A 14,080-nucleotide genomic window follows, 5' to 3' on the forward strand; every position below is an offset into this window, starting at 1 on the left:
CGATGCATCGTCCAAGAAGGCGGGCATGACCCGTGATTTGAAGGCTCTCGCCGTCCACCTGTTCACCGCCACCGGTGCCATCTTCGCCATGCTCGCAATGCTGGCGGCGGTCCAGGAGGAATGGGGCCTGATGTATGTCTGGCTCGTCGTGGCCTTCGTCGTCGACGGAATCGACGGGCCGCTCGCGCGGCGCTACGACGTGAAACGATATGCGAAACAGATCGACGGGGTCCTGATGGACCTCATCATCGACTATCTCACCTACGTTTTCATCCCGGCCTATGCGCTGTTCAAGTCCGGGCTGCTGCCGGGCTGGACCGGCTGGATCGCGATAATCGTCATCACCTATGCCTCGGCGGTCTATTTTGCAGACAGCCGGATGAAGACGAAGGACAACTCCTTCGCCGGGTTTCCGGGCTGCTGGAACATGGTGGTCGTCGTGCTCTTCGCGACCGCGCCGAATTTCTGGATCACGCTGGTGCTCGTCATCGCGCTGGCCATCGCCATGTTCACGCCGCTCAAGTTCATCCACCCGGCCCGCACCGTGCGCTGGCGCACCCTGTCGCTGCCCGTGGCAGTCGCCTGGACCGGCTTCGCAGGCTGGGCGGCCTGGTTCGATTTCGCCCCGGGGCTCTGGGCGCATTGGGGGCTGGTCATCACGAGCGTCTACCTGCTGTTCGCGGGGATCGTGCAGCAGATCGTCCCCCCGCGCGGCAGCCCGCGCAGCGCCTAGATCAGAAGCCCGGCCGCGCCTTCGTGGCGCAGGAGCGCGACCTTCGTTTCCACGCCCCCTTCTCCGGAAAAACCGCCGAGATTGGTCGCTCCAAGAACCCGATGGCAGGGAATGATGACCGGGATCGGATTGCCGCCGCAGGCCTGACCGACCGCCTGCGCAGGTACACCAAGCTCGGCGGCGATGTCGCCATAGCTGCGCGTCTCGCCAAACGGGATGGCCGCCATTGCATCGCACACCTGCCGTTGGAAGGCCGACCCGGAAACAGAAAGCGGCAGGTCAAAGTCCTGCCGCGTCCCGTCGAAATAGGCCCGAAGCTGACGGCGCGCCTCGACAAGCAGCTCCGTCTCCTCGCCCGCACCGTCTCCGCGCCAACTCACCCGCGTGATCGCCCCGCCTTCCTCGCTGATGAACAGCGGGCCGACGGGGCTCTCGACGCGGAGCGTCGTCACCCCAGCGCCTCGTCGCAGCGTCCGCAGACGCCTGCGTGCGCATGGGTGCCGACGTCCGGCAGGATCTTCCAGCAGCGATGGCATTTCTCGCCGTCCGCCGTTTCGAACACCACGGCGACACCTTCGACCTCGGGCAGGCGGAACGCCTCCGCAGGCGCCGGGTCGGTCGTGACCGAGATGTCCGAGCAGATGCAGAGATCCGCGAAATCCACCGTGCCCAGCATGGCTGCAAGCCCGGCATCCTCGATATGGACCACTGGCGCCGCTTCGAGCGAGGCGCCGATCACCTTGTCGCGCCGCTGGATTTCCAACGCCGCCGTCACCACGCGGCGGACACGCCGGATGCCCGCCCACTTGTCGGCAAGCCCGGCATCGCGCCAGTCCTCCGGAGTCTGGGGCATATCGACGAGGTGGATCGAGCTGTCGTCGCCCGGGAACCGTTCCAGCCACACCTCCTCCATCGTGAAGACGAGGATCGGGGCGAGCCATGTGGTCAGGCGGTGGAACAACAGGTCCAGCACCGTGCGCGCGGCGCGGCGGCGCAGGCTGTCGTCGGCATCGCAGTAAAGCGCGTCCTTGCGGATGTCGAAGTAGACCGACGAGAGGTCCACGGTCGCGAAGGTGAAGACCTTCTGAAACACGTCCTGGAAGTCGAAGGTCCGATAGCCTTCGCGCACCTGCGCATCCAGTTCGGCAAGCCGGTGCAGCACCCAGCGCTCCAGTTCCGGCATGTCCGCCGGGTCCACCCGCTCGCTCTCCTCGAAGCCTGACAGATTACCGAGGATGAAACGCATCGTATTGCGCAAGCGGCGGTAGCTGTCGGCTACGCCCTTGAGGATTTCCGGCCCGATCCGCTGATCGACCGTGTAATCCGTCTGCGCCACCCAAAGCCGCAGGATGTCCGCGCCGTATTGTTTGATGACCGTCTCGGGCACGATGGTATTTCCGAGCGATTTGGACATCTTCATGCCCTTCTCGTCCAGCGTGAAGCCCGCCGTCACCACGTTGCGATAAGGCGCACGGCCCAGCGTGCCCGACCCTTGCAGGAGCGAGGAATGGAACCAGCCGCGGTGCTGATCGGTGCCTTCAAGGTAAACGTCGGCGATTCCGTCATCCGTCCCGTCCGCGCGGTCACGCAGCACGAAGGCGTGGGTGGAGCCGGAATCGAACCACACGTCGAGCACGTCGAACACCTGCTCGTAGTCGTCAGGGTTCGCGATGCCGTCGAGCATCTTCTCCTTGAAACCGTCCTCGTACCACACGTCCGCGCCGTTCGCGTCGAAAGCCGCGACGATGCGCGCGTTCACGGTCGCGTCGCGCAGGAGGTAGTCGTCGTCGGTCGGCAGCGCGCCCTTCTTCGTGAAGCAGGTGAGCGGCACGCCCCAGGCGCGCTGGCGGCTCAGCACCCAGTCAGGGCGGGATTCGACCATGGAATACAGCCGGTTGCGCCCGCTCTGCGGCCACCACTTCACCAGCTTGTCGATCGAGGTCAGGGCGCGTTTACGGATCGTATCGCCGTATTCGCCCATTCCGTCGTCGAGCGTGATGTCGATCCCCGCGAACCATTGCGGCGTGTTGCGATAGATGATCGGCGCCTTGGAGCGCCACGAATGCGGGTAGCTGTGCTTGATCTTGCCACGGGCGAGGAGGCCGCCGACCTCCACCAGCTTGTCGATCACCGCCTTGTTCGCGTTGCCCTCGCCGCCCTTGCGGCTGAGGATATAGGTCCCGCCGAAGAACGGCAGGTCCGCGCGGAAGCCGCCGTCATCCATCACGTTGTAGGTGATGACCTCTTTGAGCATTCCGAGGTCGCGGTAGAGCTCATATTCCTCCATCCCGTGCGACGGCGCGCAGTGGACGAAGCCCGTCCCCTCCTCGTCCGTCACGAAATCGGCGGCACGGAAGTCGCGCGGGTCGTCCCATTCGCCTTCGGACCCTTCGGCGCCCGCGAGCGGGTGGGCCAGCGTCATCGCGGCAAGCTGGTGAGAGGTGACGTCGCAGACGCGTTTCCACTGGCCTTCCTCGAGCCGCGCCCTCGCGAAGGTCTGCGCCGCGAGTTTGTCGGCGAGGATGAAACGTTCGCCCACCTCGGCCCAGCATTCACCCGGCGTCTCGGTCACTTCGTAAAGCCCATAGGCATAGTCCGCGCCGAAGACGACCGCCTTGTTCGAGGGGATGGTCCAGGGCGTCGTCGTCCAGATCACGACGCTCGCGCCCACGAATTTCTCACGCGTCTCGGCCACGGTCTGCGCCACGGCCTTGCGCATGTCGGAGCTTTCCTCCTCCGACGAGCGGTCCTCTTCGGGCGAGGTGAAGTCGGTCACCTTGAACTTCACCCAGATCGTGAAGCTTTCCTTGTCGTGATACTCGACCTCGGCCTCGGCCAGCGCGGTCTTCTCGATCGGCGACCACATGACGGGCTTGGAGCCCTGATAGAGCGTGCCGTTCATGAGAAACTTCATGAACTCGTCCGCGATCACCGCCTCGGCGTGGTAATCCATCGTGAGATAGGGCGCGTCCCACTTGCCGGTCACGCCGATCCGCTTGAACTCCTCGCGCTGGACGTCGACCCACTCGTCGGCGAAGGCCCGGCATTCGCGGCGGAAATCGACGACCGGCACCTCGTCCTTGTCGAGCCCCTTGGCGCGATACCGTTCCTCGATCTTCCATTCGATCGGCAGGCCGTGGCAGTCCCACCCGGGCACATAGCGCGCATCGTGGCCCATCATCTGATGCGAGCGCACCACCATGTCCTTGAGCGTCTTGTTCAGCGCGTGACCGATGTGAAGGTGGCCGTTGGCATAGGGCGGGCCGTCGTGCAGCGTGAACGGCGGGCGGTCCCCGGCGGTTTCGCGCAGGCGGTCGTAGACCCCGATCTTCTCCCACCGGGCCAGCCATTCCGGCTCGCGCTTGGGCAGTCCCGCGCGCATGGGGAAATCGGTTTCGGGAAGGTTCAGGGTGTCTTTGTAGTCAGGCGTGTCGGCGCACATGTCATGTGTCCTTCGAATTCTGGTCGCGTGGTGTGTAGGGGAAGGGCGGCGCGGGGTCCATACGCCTTGTCCCGGCGTCTCGTATCAGAGAGCCGGGTTCGTAATTCGAATGATGATCGCCCAATGCATCATGGGCGCGGGTATAGCGTGGCCGTATGGGCGCGACAAGGCACGTTGCGCGGGCGGATCAGCTGCCCTTCGAGCCGAACAATCCCGTGAGCGCCCGCTGCACCAGGCTCGTGACCGAGGGTTTTTTCGCCCGCATGAAGGGCAGCGGGCGGCAGACCTCCATAGCAGCGACGCCCACGCGGGCGGTCAGCGCACCGTTGACGACGCCCTCGCCGAAGCGGCGCGAGATGCGCGAAAGCGCCGTGCCGCCGGCAACCGAGCCGATAAGGTCATCGCCCACCGCCACGGCGCCGGTCGCCACGAGATGCGTCATCACCGCGCGGGTTAGGCGCCACGCTCCCAACGCACCGGCCCGACCGCCATAAATCTCGGCGATCCGGCGGATCATGCGGATGTTGGAGGTGAGCGCCGTCACCACGTCGGCCAGAGCCAGCGGCACAATGGCCGTGACCGTGGCCACCTGCCGGGCGGCTGCCTCGATCTCGCGCCGGGCGGCGGCGTCGAGCGGCACCAGAAGCTCGGTTTCGGCGAGGTGCAACAGGCCATCGGCATCGAACACGTCGCCCTCGCGCTCAGCCAGCCGGTCAAAGCCCCAGCGCAGTTCTTCGCGCCCCCGGAAAAGCTTGCGCAGCTGGCCCACGACCGTCTTGGCCTCGGCCAGATCCGTATGCGTGATCGCGGCTTCGGCGGCGGCATGGATGTCATCCACACGCCGCAGTCGCGCGAAGGCCGCCAGTTCGCGGATGGCGAGGATCAGGAGCACAACGACGAAGGCCACAACGAGCACGGTGGCAATCAGGCCAAGCACCGGGTTGCGCTCGAGCAGGCGGGTCACGAAATCCCACGCGGCCACCGAAACAGCGAACCCGACGATGGACAGGGCCAGCGACCAGAACCACCGTGACAGCCGCGAGGGTTTTCGCGCGGCAATGCGCGCGGCCATTTCCATCGCCCGTGGCTCGGGAAGCGCGGGTTCCGGCTCGGGCACAGGGGGGGCCGAGGCCGGAGTTTCCTTCGGCGGCCTATCGCCCTCGAGGTCGATCAGCACGGGGCCCTTGGTCATACCGCCTTCTCCCATTCATAACGCACTTCGGTCAGCCGCTCGTCATTGTTGGCGCCAACGGCCACCGGGCGGAAGCCCGTGGCGGCATAGAACCGGCGCGCCGGGTGGTTGGCGGCATGGGCCCACAGGCCAAGGCGTGCGCTGTCGGATTGGGCGCGGGCGATGAGGGCACGGCCCACGCCTTGCCCCCGCGCCCCGGTCGTGAGGTAGAGGCCATGCACCTCCCCCTCCCCGACCGCGATGAAGCCCACGACCTTTGGCCCACGCCGGGCCACGCGGACCCAGCCGCGCGCGATGAGGCCGCGCAGGGTGCGCATATCCTCGCGCCGGGTTCGGGCGCGCGGAAGCCACGGGCTTTCGTCCCCGAACTCCCACAGGATGCGCGACAGGGCCGGCGCGTCCCAGACCCGCGCCCGGGTGATCCGAACAGCGTTCACAGCCGATCCCCGATCAGGAACTCGGCCGCACGGTCGAGCCGGATGTGCGGCGGCCCTTCGTTCGGGGCGAGCGTGATTTCAGCCGGGGCGAAGCGCATGATCGAATAGTCCGCGTCGAGCCAGCTTCCGGCCCTGTCCCGCGCGGGTTTCAGGAGACGTGCGGGGTCTTCGGGCAGCGCACCGGGGTAGAAAGCCGCGCGTTTGCCGGTGTCGAGGAGCGTCCCGCGCACGCAGTCGAGCTTTTCGCCCCCGTGATCCAGTGTTTCTTCGGTCGTGGTGCGCAAACTGGCGACGGACATGGCCGCCGTGTCAGCCCCGGCGAAGTCGGCGCGATCCTTGGCCTCGCGCATGAGGGCGGACATGATCGCGGTGAGCTGCGGGTGCTGGCTATGGTGCAGGTGGTCGGCCTTGGTCGCGGCGAATAGGATCTTCTCCACCCGGCGTCCGACGAACAGCGATGTGAGCCAGGCGTTGCGACCGGGGCGAAAGGCCGAAAGAATTTCGGCCATCGCGCGGCGCAGATCCTCGAGCGCGGCGGGGCCGGAATGGATCGCGCCCAGCACGTCGACCAGCACCACCTGCCGGTCGATCCGGGCGAAGTGATCGCGGAAAAAGGGTTTGACGACGCGCGACTTGTAGGCTTCGAACCGCCGCTCGAATTCGCGATGGAGCGAGCCGCGCGGGGCGCGGTCGGGGGTGGGCAACGGCGCGAAGGTGAGCGCGGGCGAGCCCTCCATCTCGCCGGGCAGCAGGAAGCGCCCCGGCGTGCAGTCGGAGAACCCGGCCTCGCGGGCCGCGCGCAGGTAGGTGGTGAAACTGTCGGCAAGCGTGCGCGCGCCCGCCTCGTCATATCCCGCCGTGGGATCGGCGGCATGGACAGCGGCGAGGAAATCGCCCCCCATCTTGCGCGGCTCCGCCCGCTTCAGCGCATCCTGCGACCAGCTCGAATAATCGAGGTCGAGCAGCCCGAGGTCGAGTAGCCACTCACCGGGATAGTCCACGATGTCGAGATGCACCGTGCGCGGCGCACGCAGGCCCGAAAGCAGCCCGCCCGGCTTGACCCGGAACGACAGGCGAAGCTCGCTCACCGCCCGCGTAGACTCGGGCCAGGCAGGCGCGGGGCCCGTCATGGCCGAGAGGTGGGATTCATAGTCGAACCGCGGGACGTGGTCGTCGGGCTGCGGCTGGAGAAAGGCGGTGAGGATGCGCCCGTCTGCGGCGGGGAGGAAGCCCGGCATCCGCTCACGGTTCATCAGGTTGGCGACCAGCGAGGTGATGAACACGGTCTTGCCAGCCCGGCTCAGACCCGTGACGCCGAGCCGGATCACCGGCTCGAACAGCGCCTCGTTCACGCCGTTTCCGACAGCTTCGACCTGCCGGACGATGCCATCCGCGATATCGTTGAAAATCAACCGCAATCCCTTTCGTTTGGCCAAACATAGGGGGCAGGCCCCGCCGCTGCCAGTGGGGAGGCGTTATCTATCGGTGCGGGCTGACGCCCGCGCAGGTTTTGCGCCGCACCGGGCTGCGCCCCGTGCGTCGCGGTGCGGGCGCACAGCGCCGTCGGATTGGAGGGTTGCGAAGGCAGAGGCGGGGGCGCTGCCCCCGCACCCCCGAGGTATTTGAGGACCGAAGAAGATCAGTCGCCGATATCGAGGCGCGCGATCAAGGCAGTGAGCGTTTCGCGCTCGGCCTTGTCCCACGGGGCCTGCCGACTTTTGAACAGCGTGGCCTGCGACCGGTGGACGGGGCCGCCCGACAGCACCTTGAGGTGGTTCGCGCGCAGCGTTTCGCCCGTGGAGGTGATGTCTGCGATGGCTTCCGCGGTTTCGTTTTTCACCGTGCCTTCGGTCGCGCCCTGGCTGTCGACGAGTTGGTAGTCGGCCACGCCGTTGTCGCGCAGGTAGTCGCGGATCAGGCGGTGATACTTGGTTGCGATGCGCAGGCGGAAGCCGTGGTGGCGGCGAAAGGCCGCCGCGACCGCGTCGAGGTCGTCGAGCGTGGTGACGTCGACCCAGGCACGCGGAACGGCGATCACGAGGTCGGCATGGCCGAAGCCCATCTGGGCAAGCTCGCGCACCTTCTCCTCCCACATCCCGAGCTTTTCGCGCACGAGGTCGGATCCGGTCACGCCGAGGTGGATGCGCCCCGTCGCGAGCTCGCGCGGGATCTCTCCCGCCGACAAGAGCACGAGCTCGACACCGTCGATCCCGGTCACGGCGCCCGCGTATTCGCGGTCCGATCCGGTGCGCGAGAGCGTGATGCCGCGCTCGGCGAACCAGTCGAAGGTCTTTTCCATGAGCCGGCCCTTGGAGGGCACACCGAGCTTGATCGTCATGCGCCGCCTCCTGCCGCCAAGAGCAGTTCGGGGCGGATCACGCCGCCCACCGCCGGAATCTCGCGCCCCCGGCCCAGTTGCCGGGTGAGCGCGTCGTAGCGCCCGCCGGTTGCCACGGGGGGCAGGTCGGGGCGCGCGGCGGCGTAGAAGCCGAAGACGAAACCGTCGTAATATTCCAGCGTCGTGCGCCCGAAGGAGCCTTCGAAGTCGAGGTTTTCGATGTCCACACCCCGCGCGGCGAGCGCGTCCGTGCGGGCACAGAACCGGTCGACCGCGGCCCCGATGGACGGCATGTCGACGGCGAGGTCACGCAGGTTCTCGGCGACGTTGGTGAGCGTTTCACGCAGGGACATCAGATCGTTCAGGAGCGCCACTTCGCCTTCGGGGATCGGGGGCGTGGCCATGTCTTCGCGCAACGCGGCGATCCGGTCCTCGACCTCGGCGCGCGCGCGAAGGCCGATGTCGGGCGCGTCGAGCCCCGCGAAGGGGTCGCCATCGGCGAGCGCGTTACGGCCCTCCGGGTTGGGCGCGCGGCCTGCGAACCGGTCGAGCAGGGTACGAAACCGGCGCGGCCGCCAGAGGTGGCGCAGGAGCGCGTTGCGCCGCCGCTCGGTCGTGGTCAGCCCGCGCACGGCGGCGAGCAGCAGTCCGAGGTCGCCCGTCGCGGCACGCAGGCCGTGGGGGGCGAGAATATCGGAGAAGATCGCGAAGACCTCGGCGTCGGACGCGGCGGGATCGGTGCGGTCGAACACCTCGTAGCCCACCTGCATGTATTCCGGCGCGCGCTCCGGGTCGTCCTCCTGCTTGCGAAAGACCTCGCCCGCATAGGTGTAACGGGCGGGTTCGGCGCCCTCGGCCATGTGGGCCTGCACCACGGGTACTGTGAAGTCGGGGCGCAGCATCGCCTCGCCCATCATCGGGTCGGATGTGACGTAGGCGCGGGCTCGGATATCCTCGCCATAGAGGTCGAGGAGCGTTTCGGCCGGTTGCAGGACGGGAGTCTCGACCGTCCGGGCGCCGTGGCCTTCGAACACGGCGAGCAGGCGCGCCGCCTCGGCCCGGACCGCAGCCTTTGGCAGGGTTTCAGGCATTCTGATCGTCCAGCATTTTTCGAACCTCGGCGACGAGATCCGCCCGCGAAACTTCGATTTGCGAGGGGCGGTCCTTCCACTCTTCCAAGGTCGCGCTCTCGGCGATCTTGGCCCCGAGGATCAGGTCCTTGAGTTGGACGACGCCCTTTTCCTTTTCGTCGCCGCCCTCAATGACGGCGATGGGCGACCCGCGACGGTCGGCGTATTTCATCTGGTTCCCGAAGTTCTTGGGGTTGCCCAGATAGACCTCGGCCCGGATGCCCGCGTTGCGCAGTTCCGCCACCATCGACTGGTAGTCGGCCATGCGGTCGCGGTCCATGACGGTGACGACGACGGGACCTTGGGCGATGCCGCCCATCCGGCCCTTTTCGCGAAGTGCTGCCAGCAGGCGGTCGACACCGATCGAGACACCAACGGCCGGCACGGTCTGGCCGGTGAAGCGCGCGACGAGGTCGTCGTAGCGGCCTCCGCCGGCGACGGAGCCAAACTGGCGCGGGCGGCCCTTGTCGTCGAGGATTTCGAAGGTGAGCTCGGCTTCGAAGACCGGGCCGGTGTAGTAGCCGAGGCCGCGCACGACCGAAGGGTCAATAACAATGCGTTCGGGGCCGTAGCCTTGGGCGGCGAGCAGGTTGGCGATCTGGCGCAGTTCGTTCACGCCCTCCTGTCCGCTAAGGCTGTCGCCCACGGCGGCGGCAAGGTTGTCGAGCGTCGCCGCAGTGGTGTCGCCCTTGGAGGTGAGGAACTGGATGATCCGATCCGCGGCTTCCACGGTTAGACCAACCCCGTCAATAAATGCTCCAGATGCGTCTTGCCGCCCGTCGGTCAACAATTCACGGACGCCAGCCTCTCCGGCTTTGTCGAACTTGTCGACTTGCCGTAGGACATCCTCACGCGAGATCTTCTCGATATTTTTTCGAACCATCTCGGAATAAAGCGCTTCAGCAGCTTCGCTGACAGACATATCCCTAGGGTTTAAGAGCAAATCCTCGCTAAGGCCGATCGACTCAAGCACCCCGTTCAGCACCTTGCGATTGTTGATCCGCACAACGTAGTCGCCGCGCGGTATGCCGACCACTTCGAGCGCGTCCGACAGCATTGCGCAGATCTCGGCATCCGCCGCCATGCTGGCCGTGCCCACCGTATCCGCGTCGCATTGATAGAACTGCCGATAGCGCCCCGGCCCCGGCTTTTCATTGCGCCAGACCGGCCCCATCGCGTAGCGGCGATAGGGCGTCGGCAGGTCGTTTCGATGCTGCGCATAAACACGGGCCAAAGGCGCGGTCAGGTCATAGCGCAGCGCCATCCAGGTGTCGTCCTCGTCCTGCCAGGCGAACACACCCTCGTTCGGGCGGTCCACGTCGGGCAGGAACTTGCCCAGCGCCTCGACGGTCTCCACGCCCGAGGACTCCAACGCGTCGAACCCATAGCGATGATACACGCCCGCGATGGCGTCGAGCATCTGGCGACGCTCCTCGACATCCGCACCGAAATAGTCGCGAAAACCCTTGGGCGTCTCGGCCTTGGGTCTGGGCTGTTTCTTCTGCTTGGCCATGTTCGGTCCCGTGCTTGTTCGCGGGCGGAATATCCCGGTTCCGGCCACGGGGCAAGCGAGGGTCAGCGCATCGTCATGTCGACGTAGCAGATATAGTCGGTATGAACCCAGCCCGAAGGACCGGCGTCGGGCCAGAACGCATCCGGCGTGTCGATGACCGAGACCTCGCGCCACACGCCGACGGCCTCAGGCTCGTGGGTCAGAAGGAACGTGCCCGGACCGAGTCGGGCGAGCCTTTGCGCTCCGATATCGGGCGCGGCCTTCAGCGCGAGCCAGTTGTCGCCGTTCGGATCGAGGTGGCAGGTCACATAGACCTCGCCGTCATAGGCGGTGGCCGTCCCCGCGATCAGCATCGCTGCGACGGTTGCAAACACACGTCTCATCTCTACCTCCTGTGCCACGGGAAAGTGTCGCGCTTCTGCGCGTCTCTCGCTATGACACCGATCAAAGGGAGATGGACATGACCGACCGCATCACCGATCTCGAAGAACAGGTGGCCTACCTCACCCGGACCGTCGACGAGCTGTCCGAGGTCATTGCCAGGCAGGACCGGACGCTCGACACCGTGACGCGCCGGCTCCACCTGCTCATGGAGCGCTCTGCCGAGCAGGAGCTGGAGGCGGGCGGCACCGTGCCGCTTGCCGATCAGAAGCCCCCGCACTGGTAGACGCTAGTGCTCACGGTCGCGTCGGGTCTGGCCGTAAATCAGCATGGTGAAGATGGCGGTACCACCGATCACGTTGCCCGCCAGAACAGGCAGGAAGAACGAGAAAACGGCGGGCTGAACCGCAAGGTTGCCGGTGACCAGCAGGAGCGCCATCTCCACCGACCCGGCGATGATATGGGTGAAATCGCCCGCCGCGATGAGCCATGTGAAGATGATGATGATCATTACGGAGGCGTCCTTCGCCTGCGGCAACATCCACACGATGCCCGCCACCAGCACGCCTGCCGGGATGCCCTTGGCAAAGCCCAGCGCCGCGGGGTTTTCAACCGCGTGACGTGACAGGTGCATGAGCGCGCCCATAAACCGGTCGTCGATCGCACCGCTGTAGGCGATGAACCACGCCACGACGAAAGCCCCGATGACGTTGGCGACGAGCACGATACTCCAAAGCGTCGCCGTCTGGCCGAGCACCCGCCAGCCGGGCCGGTCCAGCACCGGCAGGACGGTCGTCATCGTGTTCTCGGTGAAAAGCTGCATCCGCCCCACGATCACGACAAGAAACCCCAGCGAGTACCCGAGGTTCTCGATCAGGTAACTTGCAGGGCTCTCGGGCAGGTAGGTGCGGAAAATCGCCTCGCCCAGTACGGACAGGCTCATGAGCAGACCCGCGGAAATCCCCGACCACATGAGCGAGAGCTTGTTGCGGCTGAGTTCCTCTTCCCCGTCGAGGCGGATCACCTCGTAGATCGTGACGGGCGAGAGCTTGCTCGCTTCCTTGATTTCTTCCTGTTCTTCCTGTCGGCCGAGCTCATGGCCGTCCGGTCTCTTGGACCTGCTCAAGTGGTCATGCACTGGCACGCGCTTTCCCTTCGTTACCCACCGGTAACGGCGGAGCGACCGGATTGGTTCAGATACAAAAAGGGATAACGCGGATGCCCCGCCCTGACCACATCGTCCGGGCCCGCGCAAGACACACGCGACCGCGCCGGCCCCACGGCCGCGAGACCGACAGGAACCTTCCGCCCCGCAGGCTCGTTCCGTCTGCCAAGGCAAGACGGAGGAATTCCCATGTCCAACGGCAAAAAGTCGCCCCCCACCACCACCGATGCAGGCATCCCGGTTCAAAGTGACGAACACTCCCTCACCGTGGGCCCCGATGGTCCGATCGTGCTGAACGATCACTACCTCATCGAACAGATGGCCAACTTCAACCGGGAGCGCATCCCCGAGCGCCAACCCCACGCCAAGGGCGGCGGCGCTTTCGGGCATTTCGAAGTGACCGGAGACATTTCCAAATACACCCATGCCAAGGTGTTCCAGCCGGGCGCGAAGACCGACCTCGTGGTCCGCTTCTCCACCGTCGCGGGCGAGCGTGGCAGCCCCGACACATGGCGCGACCCGCGCGGCTTCTCGGTCAAGCTCTACACCGAGGACGGCAACTTCGACATGGTGGGCAACAACACGCCCGTCTTCTTCGTCCGCGACCCGATGAAGTTCCAGCAGTTCATCCGCAGCCAGAAACGACGCGCCGACAACGACATGCGCGACCACGACATGCAGTGGGACTTCTGGACCCTGTCGCCCGAAAGCGCGCATCAGGTCGCCTATCTCATGGGCGACCGCGGCATCCCGCGCAGCTGGCGCGAGATGAACGGCTACTCGAGCCACACCTATTCGATGGTCAATGCCGCGGGCGAACGGTTCTGGGTCAAGTTCCACTTTCACACCGTTCAGGGCGACGGGAACGCCTATCTCAGCCAGGATGAGGCCGACCGGCTTGCGGGCGCCGACGGCGACTACCACCGCCGCGACCTCTTCGGCGCCATCGCCGGGGGCGACCACCCGAGCTGGACCCTGAAACTTCAGGTGATGCCTTACGAGGATGCCAAGACCTACCACATCAACCCCTTCGACCTGACGAAGGTCTGGCCGCACGCGGACTACCCGCTGATCGAAGTCGGGAAAATGACGCTCGATCGCAACCCGACCGACTTTCACACCCAGATCGAACAGGCAGCGTTCGAGCCCAACAACATGGTGCCGGGGATCGGGCTGTCGCCGGACAAGATGCTGATGGCGCGCGGCTTCTCTTATGCCGACGCCCACCGGGCCCGGCTCGGCGTGAACTACAAGGAAATCCCGGTGAACGCCCCGAAGGTCGAAACGCACAGCTACACCAAGGACGGCCACGGACGCACGGTCCCGGTCACCGACCCGGTCTATGCGCCCAACTCCTATGGCGGCCCTGCCGCGCAATCCGACGTGCCGGAGGCCGGGCTCTGGCACGCCGATGGTGACCTGATGCGGTCCGCATACACGCTGCGCGAGGATGACGACGACTGGTCGCAGGCCCATGCGCTGGTGCGCGACGTCATGGACGACGCGGCGCGCGAGCGCCTCGTCACAAACGTCACAGGCCACCTCCTCGACGGCGTAAGCGAAAAGGTCCTCCAGCGCGCCTTCGACTACTGGAAGAACATCGACGAGGAGGTCGGAGCGGAAATCGAAAAGCAGGTGCGCGACGAACTCGGCGGCGAATCGAAAGCCCCCGGTATGGCCTCTGCCGAAAGCATCGAGGGCTAGACACCGCCCGGCTCCCGCTTCTTCGTTTCAGGAAACCTCGGGGGT

The 14,080-nt window shown here is 66.0% G+C and carries 13 protein-coding genes; 3 read left to right on the forward strand and 10 right to left on the reverse strand.

Annotation, left to right across the window (positions count from 1 at the left end; translation table 11 throughout):
- Nucleotides 1-25 precede the first annotated feature (25 nt).
- Nucleotides 26-733 carry a CDP-alcohol phosphatidyltransferase family protein gene (locus B2585_RS09865; protein ID WP_292022500.1) on the forward strand — a complete coding sequence of 236 codons (708 nt, stop codon included), beginning with the start codon at nucleotides 26-28 and terminating at the stop codon, nucleotides 731-733.
- On the opposite strand, the gene B2585_RS09870 is transcribed toward B2585_RS09865, so the two are convergent.
- The 9 genes from B2585_RS09870 to B2585_RS09910 form a co-directional block, all read right to left on the reverse strand.
- Complete coding sequence (locus B2585_RS09870) at nucleotides 730-1,185, reverse strand: methylated-DNA--[protein]-cysteine S-methyltransferase (RefSeq protein WP_292022502.1); 456 nt, start codon at nucleotides 1,183-1,185, stop codon at nucleotides 730-732. The two genes, B2585_RS09865 and B2585_RS09870, sit on opposite strands and share 4 nt — an antisense overlap.
- On the reverse strand, nucleotides 1,182-4,175 hold the full coding sequence (ileS, locus tag B2585_RS09875; RefSeq protein ID WP_292022504.1) for an isoleucine--tRNA ligase: 2,994 nt from the start codon (nucleotides 4,173-4,175) through the stop codon (nucleotides 1,182-1,184). Before ileS ends, B2585_RS09870 begins: the two co-directional genes overlap by 4 nt.
- 187 nt (nucleotides 4,176-4,362) lie before the next feature.
- Nucleotides 4,363-5,367, reverse strand: coding sequence for a YcjF family protein (locus B2585_RS09880; protein WP_292022506.1), 1,005 nt, complete (start codon nucleotides 5,365-5,367; stop codon nucleotides 4,363-4,365).
- Nucleotides 5,364-5,804 carry a GNAT family N-acetyltransferase gene (locus B2585_RS09885; RefSeq protein ID WP_292022507.1) on the reverse strand — a complete coding sequence of 147 codons (441 nt, stop codon included), beginning with the start codon at nucleotides 5,802-5,804 and terminating at the stop codon, nucleotides 5,364-5,366. Before B2585_RS09885 ends, B2585_RS09880 begins: the two co-directional genes overlap by 4 nt.
- Nucleotides 5,801-7,216 carry a YcjX family protein gene (locus B2585_RS09890; protein WP_292022781.1) on the reverse strand — a complete coding sequence of 472 codons (1,416 nt, stop codon included), beginning with the start codon at nucleotides 7,214-7,216 and terminating at the stop codon, nucleotides 5,801-5,803. The genes B2585_RS09885 and B2585_RS09890 overlap by 4 nt, the downstream gene beginning before the upstream one ends.
- A gap of 227 nt (nucleotides 7,217-7,443) precedes the next feature.
- Nucleotides 7,444-8,142 (reverse strand): ATP phosphoribosyltransferase, encoded by a 699-nt coding sequence (gene hisG, locus B2585_RS09895; protein ID WP_292022510.1) that lies wholly within the window; start codon nucleotides 8,140-8,142, stop codon nucleotides 7,444-7,446.
- Nucleotides 8,139-9,233, reverse strand: a complete 1,095-nt coding sequence (locus B2585_RS09900; RefSeq protein ID WP_292022512.1) for an ATP phosphoribosyltransferase regulatory subunit — start codon at nucleotides 9,231-9,233, stop codon at nucleotides 8,139-8,141. Before B2585_RS09900 ends, hisG begins: the two co-directional genes overlap by 4 nt.
- On the reverse strand, nucleotides 9,226-10,785 hold the full coding sequence (hisS, locus tag B2585_RS09905; protein WP_292022514.1) for a histidine--tRNA ligase: 1,560 nt from the start codon (nucleotides 10,783-10,785) through the stop codon (nucleotides 9,226-9,228). Before hisS ends, B2585_RS09900 begins: the two co-directional genes overlap by 8 nt.
- 62 nt (nucleotides 10,786-10,847) lie before the next feature.
- Entirely contained in the window at nucleotides 10,848-11,168 is a 321-nt protein-coding gene (locus tag B2585_RS09910; protein ID WP_292022516.1) for a hypothetical protein, read from the reverse strand.
- Nucleotides 11,169-11,245: 77 nt separating this feature from the next.
- Between B2585_RS09910 and B2585_RS09915 the strand changes: the two genes are divergently transcribed.
- Nucleotides 11,246-11,452, forward strand: a complete 207-nt coding sequence (locus tag B2585_RS09915) for a SlyX family protein (protein ID WP_292022518.1) — start codon at nucleotides 11,246-11,248, stop codon at nucleotides 11,450-11,452.
- A gap of 3 nt (nucleotides 11,453-11,455) precedes the next feature.
- Here the strand turns inward: B2585_RS09915 and B2585_RS09920 are convergent, their stop codons facing one another.
- Nucleotides 11,456-12,292, reverse strand: coding sequence for a formate/nitrite transporter family protein (locus B2585_RS09920; RefSeq protein ID WP_292022520.1), 837 nt, complete (start codon nucleotides 12,290-12,292; stop codon nucleotides 11,456-11,458).
- A 228-nt stretch (nucleotides 12,293-12,520) separates the two neighbouring features.
- Here B2585_RS09920 and B2585_RS09925 point away from each other — a divergent pair, with 228 nt between their 5' ends.
- Entirely contained in the window at nucleotides 12,521-14,035 is a 1,515-nt protein-coding gene (locus tag B2585_RS09925) for a catalase (RefSeq protein WP_292022522.1), read from the forward strand.
- Nucleotides 14,036-14,080: the final 45 nt, after the last annotated feature.

Origin of the sequence: Maritimibacter sp. UBA3975 (genome assembly GCF_002384975.1) — a bacterium.
Taxonomy (GTDB): Bacteria; Pseudomonadota; Alphaproteobacteria; order Rhodobacterales; family Rhodobacteraceae; genus Maritimibacter.

What these genes read in the sequence shown, in the direction of transcription:
- B2585_RS09865 (WP_292022500.1), top strand. Translation starts at nt 26, where the DNA reads ATGACCCGTGATTTGAAGGCTCTCGCCGTCCACCTGTTCACCGCCACC.
- ileS (WP_292022504.1), bottom strand. Translation starts at nt 4,175, where the DNA reads ATGTGCGCCGACACGCCTGACTACAAAGACACCCTGAACCTTCCCGAA.
- B2585_RS09880 (WP_292022506.1), bottom strand. Translation starts at nt 5,367, where the DNA reads ATGACCAAGGGCCCCGTGCTGATCGACCTCGAGGGCGATAGGCCGCCG.
- hisG (WP_292022510.1), bottom strand. Translation starts at nt 8,142, where the DNA reads ATGACGATCAAGCTCGGTGTGCCCTCCAAGGGCCGGCTCATGGAAAAG.
- B2585_RS09900 (WP_292022512.1), bottom strand. Translation starts at nt 9,233, where the DNA reads ATGCCTGAAACCCTGCCAAAGGCTGCGGTCCGGGCCGAGGCGGCGCGC.
- hisS (WP_292022514.1), bottom strand. Translation starts at nt 10,785, where the DNA reads ATGGCCAAGCAGAAGAAACAGCCCAGACCCAAGGCCGAGACGCCCAAG.
- B2585_RS09910 (WP_292022516.1), bottom strand. Translation starts at nt 11,168, where the DNA reads ATGAGACGTGTGTTTGCAACCGTCGCAGCGATGCTGATCGCGGGGACG.
- B2585_RS09915 (WP_292022518.1), top strand. Translation starts at nt 11,246, where the DNA reads ATGACCGACCGCATCACCGATCTCGAAGAACAGGTGGCCTACCTCACC.
- B2585_RS09925 (WP_292022522.1), top strand. Translation starts at nt 12,521, where the DNA reads ATGTCCAACGGCAAAAAGTCGCCCCCCACCACCACCGATGCAGGCATC.